Raw genomic sequence first — 17,873 nt, forward strand, 5'->3', positions numbered from 1 at the left:
GAAACGAAACAGCTCCCTCCTCAGGCAAGCTGGGCAATCACCTGCGCCGCCACAATGCGCAGCAGCATGGTGAGCGGATACACCGTGGCGTAGGCCACTGCGGGTGAATCGCTGCGAGCCATGGTGGTGGCAAAGGCGAGCGCGGGAGGATCGGTCATGCCCCCGGAAAGCAGACCGCACAGCGTCATGAAGTTCACACGATGAAATTTTCGTGCCACAAACCCGACCAGGAGCAGTGGAAGCATGGTGACGAGCACGCCGAGCAGCACCCACTGCAGCCCCTGCGCCGAGAAAACCGTGGCGGCGAAATGCTCACCGGAAAGCAGACCGACATTGGCCAGGAAGAGGATGATGCCCAGCTCACGCAGGGCGCGGTTCGCATTGATGGGCATGTGCATCACCATGGGGCCAAGTCGCCCCAGATGACTCATCAGGATGGCCACGATGAGCGGCCCGCCGGCCAGTCCCAGACGCACCGGCGCTGGCAGCCCCTCGATACGGATGGGGTAGAGGCCCAGCAGCACCCCGAGAAGAATGCCCGCGAAGATGGCGGCAAACTTCGTTTCCTGCAGCATCTGCACCGCATTGCCGAGCCTTTGCGTGGCTGCACTAAGAGAGTCCTCGTCGCCCACGAGCTGGAGCATGTCGCCAAACTGGAGGCGTAAATCGGGGAGCGCGGTGAAGATCAAATCCCCACGACTCACGCGGGTGACGGCGACGCCGTGAAAGTGATCGAGGCCGAGTTCGCGCACCGTTTTGCCCAGCAGCTTTTTGTTGGTGAGCACCACTCGCCGGTAGGTGATCCTGCCTGGAGCCTTCATGAGGTTCTCCTCGCTCACGCTGCCGATGACCAGACGGAACTGCTCCAGATGCGTCTGCGTCCCCACGGCCATGATCACATCGCCCACATGCAGCTTCGTTTCCGGCGTGGCGGCGGTGACTTCAGCCTCAGCGGCTGCGCGATGCCGCGAGATGACGACGCTGGTTTCCTGCACACCGGGAACGCTGGCGATGGCCACACCGTCAAGGTTTGGATTCTCCACCCGCAGGTTCATGCGTTGCAGCGGCTCGATGCCAGCCCCCTGCTCCTGGCGGAAGGTCTCCGCCTCCTGCGTCACATCCACCTTGAAGAACACCCGCAGAAGAATGAGTGAGACAATGATCCCAACAATGGCCAATGGATAAGACGCCGCATAGGAAAGCGCCGGCAGCGTGACCAGCGCCGGGTCCACATGCGCTGAGGCAAGCGCCTGCTGCGCGGCTCCGAGTGCGGGCGTGTTCGTGGTGGCACCGGCAAACAAACCCGCCACGGCAGGCAGCGGCATGTTCAGCATCCAGCCCCCGGCCAAAGCCACCACGGCCCCCAAAAACACCAAGGCGAAAGCATAGGCATTCAGCATGCGTCCCTGCCGCCGCAGCGAGGCAAAGAAGCCCGGCCCCATCTGCATGCCTAGCGCGAAGACGAAGAGTACCAGCCCGAACTCCTTCATAAAGTGCGCCACCTCCGCATTGGGACGCATCCCAAAATGAGAGACGGCCAGACCGGCAAAGAGCACGCCCGCGGTGCCCAGCTTGACTCCCCGGAAACGAATGTGGCCAAGGCCGATGCCGCCGAGAATGACGATGCTGAAGGTAAGCAGGTCGCAGGCCACGGGATTGTCCAGATGCAGTTGCTGAAGAAATGACATTCCTTTCTCATAGGCATGTTTAGTGCCAGTGGCGCAACGGGATTGTGTGCCATTCTTGTGTGGGCATCACGCGCAGGCTGGCATTCGCTGCGCCGGATTTGGCCTGCACTGATTTGCCCCGGCATGGCGGCGCTGTTTGTGCTTAAAGCATCCCTGCATGAATACGAACAAACCCTCTCTCTATGAACGTCTCGGTGGTGAAGAAATGATCTCCGCCCTCATTCCCGCCTTTTATGTCCGCGTGCTGGCCGATCCTGAACTCGGGCCCTTTTTCATCCACACCGAACTGGAGAAACTTCACGCCATGCAGCGCGAGTTCTTTGTCATGGCCACCGGCGGACCCATCCAGTACAGCGGCCGTCCTCTGGCGCACACGCATCATGGGCGGGGCATCACCCGGCAGCACTTCGCCCGCTTCACCGGTCATCTGGTGGAGACGCTGCTCGACATGGGAGTGACCCAGGAGGAAACGGATGAAGTCATCGAACGAATCAACGCCATGACCAACGAGATCATCGGCGCCTCCTACTGATTCACCGGATGCGCCTGCTGCTATTCCTCTGCCTTCTTTCAACTCTGACCGCACAAGCCGATGAGTGGTGGGCCTGGTCGAATGTGGACTATTACCGCAAGCCGCCGTGGACCGGCAGTGTGTTCATGGGCAACTTTGCCGATGAAGTGGACGGTTTCTACGCGCAGATGGTGAGCCCGCGCGTGAAGTTTGCCGCAGCCAAATGGCTGGATCTCGGACTGGGGTTGTCGATGCTCAGGCTCGAAAACACCGCCACGCACGACCGCTACGACCAGCTGCGCCCGGAGCTGGAAATCAATCCCCACTACGAACTAAAGCAGGTGCGTCTGGACTGGCGCAACCGCATGGAATGGCGCGAGAACCAAGGAGCCCCCTCCACGGCAAACCGCACCCGGCACCGCATGCAGCTCGCCTGGACACTGCCGCAGCCGCTGGGCCCGCTGACACGCCTCTATGCCAGCGATGAGTGTCTGATGGATCTGCATCTTCGCCGCCCCACCGAGAACCGCTTCATCCCGCTGGGCCTCACCTTCAAGCTCACCGATTCGATGGACCTCGACCTCTTCTACATGATCGACTCCAAGCGCACCAAGACGACCTGGAAAAGCGAATCCGTGCTGGGCACGTATTTGAGGATCCGATTTTAGAGCGCGGAAAAATGGCGGCTTTGCCTGGTGATTTATGGTTTTGCGCCAGGAATGGGTGGCGGCCCCTGTCGAGCAGATGCCGGGGTCTGAGGCAGTGGCGGAGGCAGTGATTTTTGAGCCGGGACCGCCTTGCCATGCAAAATGGGCCATGGCACCACCGCAAAGGGACCGCCACCAGGATGAACCAGCAGCGGAACAAACACAGACGGCTCCCCATCTCCCACCAGTTCATTCATGGAGACTCTGACATCGAACATCGCAGCCTGCAGTCCCATGGTTTCTTCGATGGGCAGCACCTGGCGGCGCAAGGCCCTGTATGTGTCATTCGCAATAATGCGCGCGCATTGAGGCATGGTTTCCGATCCGCCTTCGATGTAAGCGTCTGCCATGAGCTCCGCCAAAACGGCCGTCTGCACGACCGACTCAATTTCCTGGCGTCTTGAAGCCACAATCGCCATGGGATAGCGGAAGTCCAAATCGTCTGAGAAAATCCCCTTGTTGGCAATCACCACTCCTGCAAACAGGAGCTCCCCCTCCCGGGCAAGACGCGCATAGCCTGCACGCAGCTTGGAACTGCGCATTTTCATCGACGGTCCTTTGCCAAGCAACGTGAGCAAAACTTTGAAAAGGACGCCGTGGTGAAGGTCTTGGTAAACTTCCTCAAAGGATGGTGATGCGATCCATGCCCTGGCCCGGTCAAGATAAGTCTCGCGCTGTGCGAGCATCTTGGAAACCACGGCGGTCATCCCGGCAGCGGCCGACGAAACCTCATCATCTCGAATAGAAAAATCACTCGGGTGCATGCGAAGGAGAATGAATGGACCCGTGTCCCGCGGCAAGATTGAAAGCTGGGTGAAGCGCAATTCCCGGCATGTCCGGAGCAGGCAGGAAATCCCTGAAGCATCTGGCCGCGCCCTGCAAGGCATCGCGTTCGGTTTTCCGCCGCTTTGCATTGCCCGCGTCCTGATTTGAAGCGTAGAGAGAGGCATGCCTGAGCATTCCAATGCACGCCTGTTTGTATGGTTCCGCATCCTCTTCAACTGCCGGTTTTACTACCCGGTGTTCACGATTCTGTTCCTCGATCTGGGCCTGAGCATCGGTGAATTCGCGGCGCTGAATGTGGTGTGGGCGCTGACCAGCGTGGTGCTGGAGGTGCCCTCAGGGGCGCTGGCCGATCGCTTTGGCCGCAGGCCGCTGGTGGTGGCGGCAGGTGTGCTGATGGTGCTGGAGATGGCGGTGTTGTGCCTGATGCAGCCGGGCCACCATGACCTGGTGCTGTGGCTGTTTGTCCTGAACCGCGTGCTCAGTGGCGCCGCCGAGGCCTGCGCGAGTGGAGCGGATGAGGCGCTGGCTTATGACTCATTGCCGGCCGCGGAACGCACGACGCTGTGGCCTCAGATCATGGCGAAGCTTTCACGTGGTATGGCCCTGGGCTTTGTGGTGTCCTCGATCACCGGATCGGTACTTTATGATGCGAACAGCCTGACGACGGCGCTTCATTGGATTGGCCTGGATGTAACGGTGGCCAAGCAGGTGTCCATGAAGCTGCCGCTGCTGCTCGGCCTGGGCACGGCGCTGGCATGCCTGGTGGTGACCCTGCGCATGACCGAAGTGCGCGCTCCCGCCCCCAAGACTCCCCTGCTGCAGAGCATCCGCGAAACCTGGATCTCCATCCTGCAGACAGGCGGCTGGATCTGGCGCACGAAAGCCGCCTTCGCGCTGATTCTGTTCGGGCTGGTCTTTGACAGTGTGATCCGTCTCTTCCTGACCGTGGCCAGCAATTTCTACCGCCTCGTCGGCATCGAGGAAGGCTGGTATGGCGTCATCGGCACCGGGGTGTCTCTGCTCGGGCTGGTGACCGCAGGCCTGATGGAAACGAGCGCCAAGGTCATGACCGCGCGGCAGAATTTTCTCTGGCTCGGCCTCGTGGTGTTTGGCGGCCTGCTGGCGGCGGCGCATCCGCAGCAAGGCTGGACGGGCATCGTGCTGGTCACGCCGCTGTTCCTCGGTATGCGCTTCCTGCAGTTCTTCCTGTCCCATTACCTCAATGAGATCGTGGACTCCGAACAGCGGGCCACCGCGCTGAGCTTTCGCGGGCTCACGATCAATCTGGCCTACGGCAGCCTCACCCTGCTTTTCGGCTGGCAGACCAGCTGGGTGGGCGGCCATTTGCACCTGAGCGCGGACGATCCCCGCGTGTTTGCCGCAGCACTGGGACTGTGGCCGTGGTGGTTTGCTGGAACCGTGCTGGTGGCAGGCGGCTGGATGATGCTGCGCGTTTTTACAACCATCAAAGATGAACGAAACGTAGAGTCTTCAGGTCATTAAGAACATTCGACAAACAACTTTACCGGCAACAAAATGCTCTCAGCCATGAAAAAGTCCTTCTTCGTCCGCCTCTGTCTGGTTCTGACCATCGCCACCTTTCTCGTTCAATGCGCCTCCACGCCCAGGACGCGCATTGAGAAAAACCCGCAGATGTTTTCCAAACTGAGTGACAAAGACCGCCAGCTCGTGACGCATGGCCTGATCCGTGAGGGCATGACTCGTGATGCCGTGTTCCTGGCCTGGGGACGTCCTGACACCGTCTCGGTGGGTATCAATCGCGGCAGAGAGAGCGAAAACTGGACCTATGAAGGCCAGCGTCCGGTCCGCTCCATGAACATGAACATGGGTTTTGGCTACGGTGGCTTTGGGTATGGCGGTTTCGGTTACGGCGGCTTGGGTGGATTCGGCCCCTTTGGCTACGGCGGCTATCCGATGTGGGGCAGCGGCACTTCAGTGACCTACATTCCCTACACCGCAGGCACGGCGGATTTTGTCAACGGCCGGGTGGTGAGCTGGAAGTCCACGGCACGCTGAGTTCGAGCTCCCTCCGCCAATGAGCGTGCCCGAAGAACATCTGGCGTCACGCCGCAGTCTGAAATCCCGCGACACCCGCTGGGCGCATGAGCTGGCTGGATGGCTGGTGCGCTCCGGTCTGACACCGAATGCCATTTCGTTGTTAAGCGTGGTCTTTGCTAGCGGAGCCATGGCCTGCTTCATGGTCGCCGGAGATCAAAGCAGCATCACCGGCATTCTCGCAGCTTGGCTGGGTGCCCTCGTCTGCATCCAGATGAGGCTGGTATGCAATCTGATGGACGGCATGGTGGCGGTGGAAGGCGGCAAGGGCTCACCTGTGGGAGCGATTTATAACGACGCACCTGACCGTGTGGCAGATGTGCTGATCATGGTGGGTGCGGGCTACAGCGGCGCGGGAGCCCCCGGAGTGGTGAAGCTCTTCCATGTGATTCCGCTGGGCTGGTGCTGCGCGGTGACGGCGGTCTGGACAGCCTACATCCGCGTGCTGGGTGCCTCCCTCACCGGCAAGCACGACTTCCGCGGCCCCATGGCCAAACAACACCGCATGGCCGTGCTGTGCGGCGGGCTTCTGATCGAAATGATCCAGCATCTGACCGGGCACGAACGCTGGGGCATCCTGCTGGCGCTGACGCTGATCTTTTTCGGCGGACTCTGGACGTGCTGGAGACGGTTGTCCGTCATGGCTCAGGCGCTTCGCTCAGGTGACAAGTCGGCGCTTTGATGGCGTGCCCGCGAGGAGTTGAAATATTCGTGCCGTGGCTTGCGTCCCTATCCCTGTACCTCCCATGAAAAAAGCGCTCCTTTTACTCGCCGCCCTGTTCTCGCTCAGCCTCCATGCGTCTGATTTCCCCAAAGGCAGCCCGAAGTTCTTCACCTCTTCTGGCGCGGTTTTGAAGGCCGCGAAGGAGAACGGCAAGCCCGTTATCCTCGTTTTCTCCGCCGCCTGGTGCGGCCCCTGTCAGAAAATGAAAAAGGAGGTCTACCCGAGCAGCGAGGTGCAGCCGCTGCAGGACAAGTTCAACTGGGCCTACCTCGACATCGACGAGGAAGCCAACAGCAACCTCGCCGAAGGCTTCAAGGTGGACACCATCCCCCACCTCTTTTTCCTCGATTCAACGGGCAAGACCACCTTGGACGACCTCAAAGACGTCACCGCCCCCAAGGATTTCGCCAAAAAGCTGACCAAAGTGCTGAAAAAAGCTGAAGCCGCCCGCAAGAGCGGCAGCGGAAGCTGAGCCTGATTTTGCCACCGCAATAGCTGGCTCAATCACAGCCAGGAATGCCCACCGAGTTCCCTTTCCCGGCCGGAACTTCTGCCTTTTTTACCCTATTCGGCCCCTTTCTCAAAAGTGGTCCGAAAATCAAAGATTGATTTCAGCGGCGATTTACCCCACAATAAGTATTCTAAAAGGAAAGTTAACAATCAGATATTGTTAATAAAAATGCGATACCACACACTCCTTCTCCTCGGCCTCTCCGCTTTTCTTCTGGCGTCTTGTGAATCCTCAGGCTTCATCGGCCGGGGCACTCGGATCACCTCTGTTCGCACCACCGCCTACACTCATGGCGAGTCTGACCACATCATTTACGGAGCCAAAACGGCCGTCGGAACCCAGCTCAAATATGGAAATGTGCGCAGTGCTGCTGCCGACTGGTCGGTGTATCCGGTAGGCACCATTTTCCAGATCGAAGGACTCCCCTACGTTTATCAGGTGGATGACTATGGTTCTGCTTTGGTGGGCACCAACACCATCGACCTCTACAAGCCGGACAAGGCCACCATGAATGCCTGGGGCGTGCGCAACGTGAACATTCGCGTCATCAAATGGGGATCGTTTTCCAAGAGCCTGTCCATCATGAAGGAGCGCACCGGCTACGAGCACATCCGCCGCATGGTGGCGCGCATTGAACGCAGCTCCTAGTCCCGGCTTTTCTGACCTACTCCAGTGACCAAGCAGGAGCGCGCGGATTACATTCGGCATCGGCTGGGGCAGTTGTACCCCTCTCCTCCTGTTCCTCTGGATCATGAGGACGCATTCACCCTGCTGGTAGCCGTCCTGCTCTCAGCCCAGTGCACTGATGTCCGCGTCAATCAGGTGACGCCAGCCTTGTTTCGGCTTGGCAAAACCCCGGCAGCGCTGGCCGCCGCCCCGCTCGATCAAATCGAAGCCATTGTGCGTCCATGTGGCCTGGGACCGCAGAAGGCCAAGGCCATCAAGCAACTTTCCGGCATCTTGCTGGCTGAGCACCAAGGGCAGGTTCCCGACTCGCTGGAGGCCTTGGAGCGCCTCCCGGGCGTCGGTCACAAAACCGCTCAAGTGGTGATGGCTCAGGCCTTTGGCATTCCTTCGTTTCCCGTGGACACCCACATCCACCGACTGGCCCAGCGCTGGGGCCTGACCAATGGCAAGTCCGTGCTGCAGACCGAACGGGATTTGAAGCATCTTTTTCCAGAGGAATCCTGGAACAAGCTGCACCTGCAGATCATTTTCTACGGCAGGGAGTTTTGCAGCGCACGCGGCTGCGATGGCACTGTGTGTGAAATCTGCCGCACCTGCTACGCGAAACGGAAGAATCCCGTCAGCACCAAGAAAGCTTGAGGAAAGTACTCACGAGCTTTAGCTCGTTCAGGAAGGAACGTTCTGATGCCCCGAATGAGCTAAAGCTCATGAGCACTTTTCAAATTACCAGCGCAGACGCAGACTGGTGCGGAAGGCGCGGGTGGTGTTGCCGAAATCGCCGCCGATACCGATATCAAACATGGGCAGCACCCGGAAGTAAGTCGACAAATCGATCATTTTGCTGTCGTATTTGTCCGCGCTGCTCACGGTCACGCCAGCCTGCACTTCCAGCCAGGTCAAAGGAGTGAAGCGCAATGCGGGACGCACATAGATGGAGCCATCGCTGAAGCTCACGGAGGTGTCCTGCGCTTTCAAGCTGGCGTAAACCAGACCAGCTTCAGCCACAAAGGTGAGCTTCTCATTGATCAAAGAAGTGTGGAAACCGGCACCTGCCTGGATGCTGGCGAAGTCATAATTCCCCTTGGTCGCACCAGTGATGCTGCCACCACCGCCGCTGCCCCATGAAGCGCCAAATTTCAAATAGAGCGGATTGAACAGGGCCACCGTCAACGTTGCGCCAATGGTGTTGGCTCCAGAAAGATTGTTAGCCTTGGGAGCCACGTAGCGGTAATAGGCTTCCAAGTTGTTGAAATTGACCATGTTAGGTCCGCTTGGCTGTGTGCCGTAAGCACCCGCACCTGCTGGCGGTGAACTGTAATTGCTCACTCCCTGAGGCGTGTACGATGAGACGCCGCCTGGCTGTGGAGCTGCGGCGTACGGATCTGCATAGCCGGGAGGGGCCGTCACTGCCGGCGTAACAGAGGCTGGTGGCAAAGAATTGGGATACGCAGGAACATTGGGCGGTGGAGTGCCATAGCCCGGAGGCGGCGTACCATAGCCGGGAGGAGGAACCCCCATGACGCCATAACCAGTCTGAGCCACGGCACTTTGACAAAAGGCAACGCTGACGCTGAAAGCGTAAAATAGGATCCTTTTCATGAGAAGTGGGGCATCTATTGATTATTTAGATATGTTAAATAATCTCTCAAATCAATAGATTGGGCAAATCATTTTTTTGGCTTTGAGATTTCCATTCAATCCAGTCGCTATGACGTTATGTTTACGACCAGTCATGGAATGGGCCTTACAGGACCTATATGTCCTATAACGGGTCCGGGCTCGTGAAGCGTGCCGCTACTTTCTCAGCCAGCGCGGGATCAGGACCAGCAAGGCCAGTCCCACTGCCAAACCGGCAATCAGTCGGCCTTTGTGGCTTTCAGCAGGTTTTTCAATCTCGGGCAGGATCGTCACCAGCTCAGGAACCGGTAGAGGTTTGAACTCCGGGATGGTCGTAGGCGGAGTCGGAGGGCTGGCCGCTTCAGTTCCCGCAGACGGGGCCCCGCTGGCGGCCGCTGCTGGCAGAGCCTTTTCCCAGTCCAGATTGAGCAGGATGTCCCAGCCGGGGCTTTCGTTTTTCAGGCGGCAGCCGCAGCGGCCCACGAGGAACATGCAGGCGTCTTCAAGCGACGCGTCATCCAGAATGTCCAGCGGCCAGGCTCCCAGCACCCTGCCCCGGCCAAAGACCGCCCCGGCAAAGCTGGTGGTGGTGGGATCAAAGGTCCCCCTCGGTCCGGCAAGCATGTGCAGCAGCATGGCCTCTGCAGGATCATCGCGCCGCAGCCTGAGCGTGCTGAATTTCAGCCGTAGCGGCGGCCCGGGGCCAAGCTGGCTGTCTGGGTCGTTCGGATCCTGGATCGGCAACGAGGCCACCTGTTCCAAGAATTTGAGCCGCTTTTCGATCCGCTCCACCTCCAGCACATCCACCGGCGATCCGCTGTCTGCGATCACCCAGATGACCGAATCCCCCGCCAGCAGCTGCTGCACGAGTTTCTTGCGCGCCGGAGAATCCAGCACGGCACTGAGCGTGGCCGCATCCAGCTTGCCCGACCACACCTGCTTCTCGCTCTCCTTTGAATAGCGCAGGATGGTGTCCTGCTGCGCGGGGTCCTTGGAGGTGGAGAAGTCGAGGTTGGCCTTGCCATTGGCGCGCAAGGGGCGCAGCAGATCCTGCACCTCCGGCGTTTGCGCGACGGAGGCAGGCATCACCAGATGAAACTTGTCCGCCTCCCAGCGATCCAGTGCGAAGCGGAACACCGGAATGGTGCAGGCGCAGGCACCACTCGTGCAGATGGCGATGATGAGGGTGGCGAGTCGCATGGCGCTATTTCCCAAAGCACTGCAGCCTGCCGTCCATCGTACTCACATACACACGCCCCTGGGCGACGGTGATGCCATCCCACACAGCGGGGCTCGTCAGTTCAAGACCCGCGCTCTGCTCACCGGTCTCGGTGTTCACGGCCCACATCTTGGCGCCGCGTTTGCCATCCAGCGCCTCGTCCTGCTCCTTGAGTTCCTGCAAGATCGCGGGGTCCTTGGCGGCGAGACGCTCAAAAGCATACTCCTCGTCAATTGTATCCGGCGCTCCACTGACGAGCACCGTCTTGCCGGCCAGCGCCATGCTGCGGGCGACGATGGGCACAAAGCGGTCCCAAGTGTGTTTCACAAAGCTGCCGCTGGCTTTGCCACCTTTGCCGCCTTCGGCACCGCCCTTGAACCAAAGCGCGCCGCCCACTTTGCCTTTGCCGGATTCCACCCCTGCACCCACGCCGTGCACCTCATTGCCGGAACTGTCGCGGGAGTCACCATTGTCGAAGTTGCAGACCAGCACGGCATCCGTGGGCTTCACCTCCGGCTGCTCGAAGCGCTGCTGTACCTCGGCGGCACTCAGTGCCTTGTGATAGACGACAAACTGATCCAGCAGGCCGCTGTAGCCACCGGCACTTTCTTCTGCCACGCCACTGCCATTGCCCACGATGAGCGGATTCGCCGGTTTGCCGGCCACCAGATCTCCCGCCATGCCTTCGGCGACAAGCTTGCCATCAATATAGAGAGTCATCTTTTTGTCAGCCGCAAGGACACCCGCGATGTGATGCCAGCCGTCGGTCAGAGCTTCAGCTGAGACAATGGTGGTGACCTTGGAATCACTGCGGATGTGGAACTGCGGTTTTTTGTCATGGAAGTCGAGCCCCACACCGAGGCGAGGCCCGCCATGGTTGATGATGGTGCCGCTAGGCTTGTCCGGCAGCACCCAGGCCTCCACGGTGATCGGAGTCTTCGTGGGATCCAGCGCTGGGACATCCGGAAACTGCACACTGCCAGGGATCGGCGCGCCTTTGGCTCCGCCCTTGCCACCGCCTTTTTTCGGAGCGTCTGCATTCTTGCCTTTCTTCTTGGCCTCCGCCTGCGCCTTCAGAGTCTCGCTGTGGCCCACCTGCGTTTCCCCCTTCGGCTGCACGGCGAGCGGTTTGCCATCCTTGTCCAACACCACGCTGTTGCCCTTGCGTTCGGTAGTGGCGGACTCGGTGTCATAGGCTTGCTCCGGTGGTGCTTTCGGTGTGGCAAAGAGGGTGTACTCCATCGTGGTCGTCCACTTGTAGTACTGCGCCTCGCGACCGTAGGAGTACACGTTCTTGTCATCATGCACGAGGATGCGGCCCGCAGGCGCATACTTGCCCGCCTGGAAGTAGCCGCCATGGCCACCAGCAAAGCTCTTGCCGTAGACCCAGTAGCTGCGGTGGAAGTTGGAATCATCCAGGAAGCCCATCGGTGCAAACAGGTGCTGGCCTTCGCCTTTGTGCGCGCCGCCCTGCTTGTCGAAGTCTCCGCTTACAGGGCCCACTTCCACGCGCTTGCCATCGGCCCCAATTTTCTGCGTGCGCAGGAAGGTCCACTTGCCGTCGCTGCTCAGGATGTCGTTCAAAGCGACCGGCATCTGCAGCGTCTTGTGGCGGTCGTTCAAGTCGCCGCCGGTGTCAGGATCGCGGTCGTCGTAGTTGATTTTGACCTTCATTTCGCCGGTCTTCGCATCGATGCGGTAGAACCACAGGCCGCCATCGAGGAAGCAGGAATGGCCGGAGACAAAGCTCACCAGACCGTTTTCCACCAGCACGCTGCCATGCACCGGCCAGACGCTCTCCATCATCTCCCACGCGCCGTGGCTCAGCATGACCGGCGCTCCCTGAAACTTCCACACCAGCGCGCCGTCTTTCGCACGCAGGCAGTACACATTGCCGTCATTCCCGCCGATGAACACCCTGCCCTGCCAGTAGGTGGGCGGTGAATCCATGCGACCACCTGCGATGAAATGCCAGGCTTCCTTGCCCGTGGCGGAGTCAAAGGCATGCAGCGTGTGCTTGTCCACTTCGGACACAAAGGTCAGCCCGGCGGCGCTTGTCGTGGTGCTCAGCGGTGGCGTGAGTTTCACCTCCCAGGCCATGCCGAGGTCCTTCTTCAGATCCTGATTCGAATAGCCGCTGCGGGCATTGTCGGAGCGGTAAGTGGGCCAGTCCTTGGCATCCGCGGGAGTCTCCGCAATGACCTCGGCATAGGCCGGCCCCTTGGTCAAACGTGCGCTGTCCGCCGTGTGCGGCGGCATGGGATAGCGCGGCGCGGAGGCCATGGCGGCCATGCCATCCAGCTTCGCTTCGGGGTAGCAGGCGCAGTTGTGTGGTCCGGCATACGTCAGTCCATTGCAAGGCAGCACACCGTAGAGGCAGGCGCCGCGAACCCAGTGGTTCAGATCCCAGTGCTGCTTCTCCATATCGACATACTCGATGCCGGTGCGGGATGGGATGATGAACTTCTCCGTCGCCTTCGCCATGTAGCAGCGGTGGTGAAACCAATAGGTCCCCTGCGGCACGTCCGGATAGAACTGCTTCTTCACCACACCCGTCAGCGGATCGCGGCCCGTGTATTCACCCGTCTGATTCCCCTGCGTGGTGCCCGCATTCCAGACGAGTCCCTGTGCCACAATGACATCCTCCATGCTGCGATAGCCGCTCTTCTCATGCGAGGAACTCCACAATTCCTTGCCCGTGTCCGCGTTGATGCCCTTCATCAGGCCATCGCCCCCGGCATACAGGATCACGTCGTTGTTGAGCACCACACGCGGCGCGAAGTTGAATTCATAGAGCTTGCGGCGGGCCTCGGGCACATCGGCAAAGAGCACCGCGCCCGTCTTCACATCGCGGCTCGTCAGGCCATCGCCGTTGTAGTACACCATGCGCTTGTCATCCAGGGCGAGGGTGATCGGCCCGACCTTGTCGTCCACTTTCCAAAGCGTCTTGCCGCTTTCCGCGTCGAGCGCCATCAGGTGGCGCGTCTTGCCATCCCAGTTGAACTCCGTCTCCACGCGCTTCTGATCGCTCTGCTGCTTCACGGCAAACTCTTCGTTCAAACGCCACGCCTCGGGGTTCACCAAGGCATAGAGAGTGCCATTGCGATACAGCAGCTCTTCCGCGCCCTTCGTTTGCGGAAACTCACGGATCACCTCGCCCGTGGCTCCATCCAGGCAGGTGATGGGATCGGAAATGCCCAGCGTCACATAGACCTTGTCCCCGATCGCCGCGAGACGACGCGTCAACTGCGTGGGGCCGGACTTCAGCGGCCACAGGTGAGTGCTCCACTGCGGGATCGACTTCTTCCAAAGAATGGTCCCATTGAAAGCATCGCGTGCGATCAGCGCAAACTTGGCCGGCATCAGGATGGAGATACGGCTGCCCTCATCCATGATGTAATAGAGACGCCCGCCCGCGCTCACCTCGGCGCTGACCGACGACATGCGGTCATGGTGGCGGCTCCAGCGTGGATTCCCCACCCACTGCATGCGTGAAGGCGGCCCCGTCAGCATGTCCTTGGAGGTCGGGTTGCCCTTCGAATCATACGCATAATGCGTCCACTCATCCATTCCCTTCGGCCACGGCTTCACGATCTTCTCCCAGCCGCCGCCCGCCTTGCGCACCATCGCCACGCCCAGCGGCGTCAGCACGCGGTCGATCTCTGCCTTGTCCACCGCAGCGGCATCTTCGATCACCAGCAGGTTCACGTAGTTCTCAATATAAGGCAGATGCTTCCCATCCCAGGAATCCACCGCCACGGGGCCGTACTTACCCGCCTGATGGATCGTCTCGCGAATCCCCGGCAGCGCCGCCGCATCCTGCGTGAGTCCCTGCACCTGATAGCGATCACTCGTGCGCAGCCCCTGCGTCACTTTCCCATCCCCGCAGCCCACATGCACCACGATCCCGCCTTTGACCCCGGACTGGGAGATCAAGTCGGCGGCATCATCAGCCAGCAGCGCGGAGGAAAACAGGAGGCAGGTCAGAAGTCTTTTCATGGTGGGATCGGTCACGCGTAACGAAGGGCTGATGCAGGATGTTTCCGCCCATTTGACGTCGAATCAGATTCTCGACAAACCGCGCCAGCCTTGATATGATCAAACAACCATGACCCGAGTAGCCATTCAACTTCCCGATGAGCTGAATCAGTTCGTGAACAAATCGGTTCAAGCCGGTGATTTTCACAATGCGGATGAGTTTTTCATCAGCGTCGTATCAATGTACAAGGATCAGGTCGAAGAAGGGCTCAGCGAAGCTGAACAAGCAAAGCTCGAAAGTCTCCGCCGTGATATTCAAGTCGGAGTCGATCAACTCGACCGTGGCGAAGCCAGCGAAATGAATTGGGATGCGTTTTTCGCAGATCGTCACCGCGCCTATGCAGAGTGTCACGGCGTCTCCTAGGTCATGGCCAGAGTCGTCTATTCAGAGATTGCCAAGGCGGATCTCCGTGAGATTTGGGACTACGTTTCTGACGACAGCCAGCTCCAGGCTGACCGGCTCATGGAGCGGATTCGATCAAAACTCGAACACCTGGCCCAATGGAACACCCTTGGCCGCCCTCGCCCAGAAATGGCGCAGAATTGCCGCAGCTATCCCTTCGGCAAATACTGTTTCTTTTTCCGACCTGTCGACAATGGCATTGAGGTCATTCGCGTGATTCACTCTGCCCGTGATCTCGATCAAATCGAGTTCCGCGAATAACACCCTACGAGATGAAATGGTGGATTTAAGCCGCCGCTTGTGTGACAGGCTCTGCTCACTCCTTTACTTACACATGCTCCGCTTCACACTCTTCGGCTTTCCGGTCCAGATCCATGGGATGTTCTGGCTGAACACTGCGCTCATGGGCGGCGCTTTCAATGCCGACACTCCCGAGCGGTTTCGCGGTCTGCTGGCCTGGGTGGTGGCCGTCCTGCTGTCCATCCTGATTCACGAACTGGGCCATGCGCTGGCCATGCGAAACTACGGTGACCGCCGCGTGGGCATCGTGCTCTATGCCTTCGGCGGGCTGGCGATCGGCAGCAAGCCGCGCACCCGGCAGGAAGACTTCCTTGTCAGTGCGGCAGGCCCGGGGCTGCAGATCCTTTTTGGCCTGGCCGTCGGCTGGTCCATGACTCTCTGGCCGCCCTCCTCGCTCTGGCTGCATCAGATGATGGATGCCTTCACCGTGGTCAGCATTTTCTGGGCGCTGCTCAATCTGGTGCCCGTGCTGCCGCTGGATGGCGGTCACCTCTGCCAGGCTTACCTCGGCCCGCGCAAGAAGCGGCAGGTGCTGCTCATCAGCCTCACCTGTGCGGTGGCCCTGGCGTTGCTGTCAGTGACCAGCGATCTGTGGATGGGCCTGCAAAACGGCGTCCTGCGCCTGCTGGACATCGACGCGGATATTCGCGTGGGCAGCGGCATTTTCACCCTGCTGGTGTTTGGCATGCTCGCCTGGAACAATTGGAAGGAGTTGCAGAATGAGCCGCAAATTCCTTGGATGAACGCGCGTTGAGAGTGCATTGGACTGTTTTCGTCCCCTGATGCGTCTCCTCCGAACACTTTTTATCCTTGCTGCGGCCACCACCCTCGCCGCCGCACAATCGCCCAAACCAGAACTGATCTCCCCGCAGGTCAAAGCTGCGGTGGACAAGGCCGTGGCCTGGCTGATCAAGCAGCAGAAATCAGCGGGCTTCATCGTCGATGAAAAATCAGACGCCAAGCCCAAGCGCGGCGATCTCCCCTCCCACAGCGCGGCGATGACCTCCCTCGCCCTCATGGGACTGGCCTCCGTGGGGCACATGCCGGATGATCCCACCCCGGAAGGCATCGCCTGCGGCAAGGCCCTGCGTTACATCGTGGAAGGCGTGGAGCCCGATGAAAATGGCTACCTCGGGCGCAGCGACCGCTCACGCATGTACGGCCACGGCATCATCTCCCTCATGATGGCTGAAATGATCGGCCATGCGCCGGATGAAGCCACCGATAAACGCCTGCACAAACAACTGGAGGGCGCGATTCAGCTCATCCTCCGCTCCCAGCAGGTGCCGAAGAGCGAGGCCAATCGCGGCGGCTGGCGCTATGAGCCAAGCTCCAGCGACAGCGACATCTCCGTCAGCGTCTGGCAGGTCATGGCACTGCGTGCGGCCAAGGACGCCGGGTTTGAGGTGCCAAAAGGAGCCATCGACAACGCAGTGGCCTACATCAAGCGCAGCTACCGCGTGGAGCGCGACTCCAACGGCAATCCCAAGAGCGATGCCGCCGCCTTCAGCTACGAGCCCTATGGCGGACGACAGACCTTCTCCACCACCGCCGCCGGACTGCTCTCCCTCCAGGTCTGCGGCCAGTATGAAACCGCCGAAGTCCTCGGCTCCGCCAACTGGCTGCTCAAATCCCCGCCCGAAATCAACGAACCCTGGTTCTTCTACGGCTGCTACTACTACGCCCAGGGCATGTACCAGCGCGGCGGCGACCACGCCGCCACCGCCCGCCAAAAGACCGAGCAAACCCTCATCGCCGCCCAAGGCCAGGACGGCAGCTGGTACCCGCGCAATGGCAACGAGAAGAGCGCCGGAGCCGTGTATGCCACGTCATTGGCCCTGCTGAGCCTGAGCGTGCATCATCACTTCCTGCCGATTTATCAGAAGTAGGGGGGGCGGGTGGTCAAGGAATTGCCAGGCGGCTGGCAGGCGGCTTCACACCTAAGGCATGCTGCGAACTTTCACTTCACTGGCTGCCAGGTCTCCTCCTTCTCATTCTTCTTCACAAACTTCGGATAGGAGATCACCTCCACCTGATGGGCCTTGGTGTAAACGAAGGGCTCGACTTTTACTTGGAAGGTGAAGACGAATTCGAACTTGGTCACCCCTCGATGAAAGTAATTTTTGGCGAAGAAAATCGCCTGATAAGTGAACACCTCTTTTTCCCCACCGATGCGGCGGATCTTCAAATTGTCTTTGCCAAACTCCAGCCGCTGCAGGAGTTCGCCATTCGTAGTGAGGTAGGAGTCCAAGAAATTGGTGTTCCTGCCATTGCTCTCAATGGCATCAATGTCTTCGGCAATTTGATCGCGAAGCATCGAAGGACAATTGATCTCGTTGAGCAGCCAGTCGGTGAATTCCCCTGGCCCGGGGGCCTCGCTTGTTTTGGCATGCTGGGTGATGAGATGCCTGTAGTCGTCCACCGTGGCCACGACCTTGAGCGCTTTGGCCTGCCGCTCTTCCGGCGATGTCGTCCACTGCGCTGCAAGTTGAGCGATACTGGCGGCCCACAGGATGAGGAGAAGGATGCAGCGCTTCATGGCCCCAGTCTGCACATGAGCGATTCCCATGGCGAATGAAATCTCCCGCTCAGCGCATGGAGCGGTG

At 59.8% G+C, this 17,873-nt stretch carries 18 protein-coding genes; 12 read left to right on the plus strand and 6 right to left on the minus strand.

Going from position 1 to position 17,873, the window contains the following annotated elements; all coding sequences use genetic code 11:
• Window positions 1–20: 20 nt before the first annotated feature.
• Window positions 21–1,688 carry a putative transporter gene (locus AC3RLQ_RS07150; RefSeq protein ID WP_493035672.1) on the minus strand — a complete coding sequence of 556 codons (1,668 nt, stop codon included), beginning with the start codon at window positions 1,686–1,688 and terminating at the stop codon, window positions 21–23.
• A gap of 157 nt (window positions 1,689–1,845) precedes the next feature.
• Here AC3RLQ_RS07150 and AC3RLQ_RS07155 point away from each other — a divergent pair, with 157 nt between their 5' ends.
• Window positions 1,846–2,220, plus strand: coding sequence for a group I truncated hemoglobin (locus AC3RLQ_RS07155; protein WP_461527902.1), 375 nt, complete (start codon window positions 1,846–1,848; stop codon window positions 2,218–2,220).
• An 8-nt stretch (window positions 2,221–2,228) separates the two neighbouring features.
• Window positions 2,229–2,867: a DUF2490 domain-containing protein gene (locus AC3RLQ_RS07160; RefSeq protein ID WP_493035674.1), complete on the plus strand. Its 639-nt coding sequence runs from the start codon at window positions 2,229–2,231 to the stop codon at window positions 2,865–2,867.
• Window positions 2,868–2,899: 32 nt separating this feature from the next.
• Here the strand turns inward: AC3RLQ_RS07160 and AC3RLQ_RS07165 are convergent, their stop codons facing one another.
• Window positions 2,900–3,871 carry a hypothetical protein gene (locus tag AC3RLQ_RS07165; protein ID WP_493035676.1) on the minus strand — a complete coding sequence of 324 codons (972 nt, stop codon included), beginning with the start codon at window positions 3,869–3,871 and terminating at the stop codon, window positions 2,900–2,902.
• Here AC3RLQ_RS07165 and AC3RLQ_RS07170 point away from each other — a divergent pair.
• The 6 genes from AC3RLQ_RS07170 to nth all read left to right on the plus strand — a co-directional run bounded on the left by AC3RLQ_RS07170 (window position 3,855) and on the right by nth (window position 8,329).
• A complete protein-coding gene (locus AC3RLQ_RS07170) occupies window positions 3,855–5,195 on the plus strand; it encodes an MFS transporter (protein ID WP_493035678.1) in 1,341 nt (446 codons plus the stop codon). The genes AC3RLQ_RS07165 and AC3RLQ_RS07170 overlap by 17 nt on opposite strands.
• A 45-nt stretch (window positions 5,196–5,240) precedes the next feature.
• Complete coding sequence (locus AC3RLQ_RS07175) at window positions 5,241–5,729, plus strand: hypothetical protein (protein WP_493035680.1); 489 nt, start codon at window positions 5,241–5,243, stop codon at window positions 5,727–5,729.
• Between the two features lie 25 nt (window positions 5,730–5,754).
• The gene (locus tag AC3RLQ_RS07180) at window positions 5,755–6,450 is read left to right on the plus strand and encodes a CDP-alcohol phosphatidyltransferase family protein (protein ID WP_493035682.1); all 696 of its coding nucleotides are present in this window, start codon (window positions 5,755–5,757) and stop codon (window positions 6,448–6,450) included.
• Between the two features lie 64 nt (window positions 6,451–6,514).
• Entirely contained in the window at window positions 6,515–6,964 is a 450-nt protein-coding gene (locus AC3RLQ_RS07185) for a thioredoxin family protein (protein WP_493035684.1), read from the plus strand.
• A 207-nt stretch (window positions 6,965–7,171) separates the two neighbouring features.
• Window positions 7,172–7,651: a 3D domain-containing protein gene (locus tag AC3RLQ_RS07190; protein WP_493035686.1), complete on the plus strand. Its 480-nt coding sequence runs from the start codon at window positions 7,172–7,174 to the stop codon at window positions 7,649–7,651.
• Between the two features lie 24 nt (window positions 7,652–7,675).
• Complete coding sequence (gene nth, locus AC3RLQ_RS07195; RefSeq protein ID WP_493035688.1) at window positions 7,676–8,329, plus strand: endonuclease III; 654 nt, start codon at window positions 7,676–7,678, stop codon at window positions 8,327–8,329.
• An 84-nt stretch (window positions 8,330–8,413) separates the two neighbouring features.
• Here nth and AC3RLQ_RS07200 read toward each other — a convergent pair whose 3' ends face one another.
• The 3 genes from AC3RLQ_RS07200 to AC3RLQ_RS07210 all read right to left on the minus strand — a co-directional run bounded on the left by AC3RLQ_RS07200 (window position 8,414) and on the right by AC3RLQ_RS07210 (window position 14,525).
• A complete protein-coding gene (locus AC3RLQ_RS07200; protein WP_493035690.1) occupies window positions 8,414–9,289 on the minus strand; it encodes a hypothetical protein in 876 nt (291 codons plus the stop codon).
• 195 nt (window positions 9,290–9,484) lie between these two features.
• Window positions 9,485–10,507, minus strand: coding sequence for a hypothetical protein (locus AC3RLQ_RS07205; RefSeq protein ID WP_493035692.1), 1,023 nt, complete (start codon window positions 10,505–10,507; stop codon window positions 9,485–9,487).
• Between the two features lie 4 nt (window positions 10,508–10,511).
• Window positions 10,512–14,525 (minus strand): outer membrane protein assembly factor BamB family protein, encoded by a 4,014-nt coding sequence (locus AC3RLQ_RS07210; protein ID WP_493035693.1) that lies wholly within the window; start codon window positions 14,523–14,525, stop codon window positions 10,512–10,514.
• A 109-nt stretch (window positions 14,526–14,634) separates the two neighbouring features.
• On the opposite strand from AC3RLQ_RS07210, the gene AC3RLQ_RS07215 reads away from it, so the two are divergent.
• From AC3RLQ_RS07215 to AC3RLQ_RS07230, 4 genes are all read left to right on the plus strand, one after another.
• Window positions 14,635–14,928: a ribbon-helix-helix domain-containing protein gene (locus AC3RLQ_RS07215; protein ID WP_493035695.1), complete on the plus strand. Its 294-nt coding sequence runs from the start codon at window positions 14,635–14,637 to the stop codon at window positions 14,926–14,928.
• Window positions 14,929–14,931: 3 nt separating this feature from the next.
• The gene (locus tag AC3RLQ_RS07220; protein WP_422316893.1) at window positions 14,932–15,228 is read left to right on the plus strand and encodes a type II toxin-antitoxin system RelE/ParE family toxin; all 297 of its coding nucleotides are present in this window, start codon (window positions 14,932–14,934) and stop codon (window positions 15,226–15,228) included.
• A 73-nt stretch (window positions 15,229–15,301) separates the two neighbouring features.
• Window positions 15,302–16,021: a metalloprotease gene (locus AC3RLQ_RS07225; protein ID WP_493035697.1), complete on the plus strand. Its 720-nt coding sequence runs from the start codon at window positions 15,302–15,304 to the stop codon at window positions 16,019–16,021.
• Window positions 16,022–16,049: 28 nt separating this feature from the next.
• Entirely contained in the window at window positions 16,050–17,156 is a 1,107-nt protein-coding gene (locus AC3RLQ_RS07230; RefSeq protein WP_493035699.1) for a prenyltransferase/squalene oxidase repeat-containing protein, read from the plus strand.
• Between the two features lie 71 nt (window positions 17,157–17,227).
• Here the strand turns inward: AC3RLQ_RS07230 and AC3RLQ_RS07235 are convergent, their stop codons facing one another.
• The gene (locus AC3RLQ_RS07235) at window positions 17,228–17,836 is read right to left on the minus strand and encodes a hypothetical protein (protein WP_493035701.1); all 609 of its coding nucleotides are present in this window, start codon (window positions 17,834–17,836) and stop codon (window positions 17,228–17,230) included.
• Window positions 17,837–17,873 lie beyond the last annotated feature (37 nt).

Source organism: Prosthecobacter sp. GW821-HT29F12 (assembly GCF_058803405.1).

Coding starts and splice junctions, on each gene's coding strand:
- AC3RLQ_RS07150 (WP_493035672.1), bottom strand. CDS start 1,688: ATGTCATTTCTTCAGCAACTGCATCTGGACAATCCCGTGGCCTGCGAC.
- AC3RLQ_RS07155 (WP_461527902.1), top strand. CDS start 1,846: ATGAATACGAACAAACCCTCTCTCTATGAACGTCTCGGTGGTGAAGAA.
- AC3RLQ_RS07160 (WP_493035674.1), top strand. CDS start 2,229: ATGCGCCTGCTGCTATTCCTCTGCCTTCTTTCAACTCTGACCGCACAA.
- AC3RLQ_RS07170 (WP_493035678.1), top strand. CDS start 3,855: ATGCCTGAGCATTCCAATGCACGCCTGTTTGTATGGTTCCGCATCCTC.
- AC3RLQ_RS07175 (WP_493035680.1), top strand. CDS start 5,241: ATGAAAAAGTCCTTCTTCGTCCGCCTCTGTCTGGTTCTGACCATCGCC.
- AC3RLQ_RS07185 (WP_493035684.1), top strand. CDS start 6,515: ATGAAAAAAGCGCTCCTTTTACTCGCCGCCCTGTTCTCGCTCAGCCTC.
- AC3RLQ_RS07190 (WP_493035686.1), top strand. CDS start 7,172: ATGCGATACCACACACTCCTTCTCCTCGGCCTCTCCGCTTTTCTTCTG.
- AC3RLQ_RS07200 (WP_493035690.1), bottom strand. CDS start 9,289: ATGAAAAGGATCCTATTTTACGCTTTCAGCGTCAGCGTTGCCTTTTGT.
- AC3RLQ_RS07205 (WP_493035692.1), bottom strand. CDS start 10,507: ATGCGACTCGCCACCCTCATCATCGCCATCTGCACGAGTGGTGCCTGC.
- AC3RLQ_RS07210 (WP_493035693.1), bottom strand. CDS start 14,525: ATGAAAAGACTTCTGACCTGCCTCCTGTTTTCCTCCGCGCTGCTGGCT.
- AC3RLQ_RS07215 (WP_493035695.1), top strand. CDS start 14,635: ATGACCCGAGTAGCCATTCAACTTCCCGATGAGCTGAATCAGTTCGTG.
- AC3RLQ_RS07220 (WP_422316893.1), top strand. CDS start 14,932: ATGGCCAGAGTCGTCTATTCAGAGATTGCCAAGGCGGATCTCCGTGAG.
- AC3RLQ_RS07225 (WP_493035697.1), top strand. CDS start 15,302: ATGCTCCGCTTCACACTCTTCGGCTTTCCGGTCCAGATCCATGGGATG.
- AC3RLQ_RS07230 (WP_493035699.1), top strand. CDS start 16,050: ATGCGTCTCCTCCGAACACTTTTTATCCTTGCTGCGGCCACCACCCTC.
- AC3RLQ_RS07235 (WP_493035701.1), bottom strand. CDS start 17,836: ATGGGAATCGCTCATGTGCAGACTGGGGCCATGAAGCGCTGCATCCTT.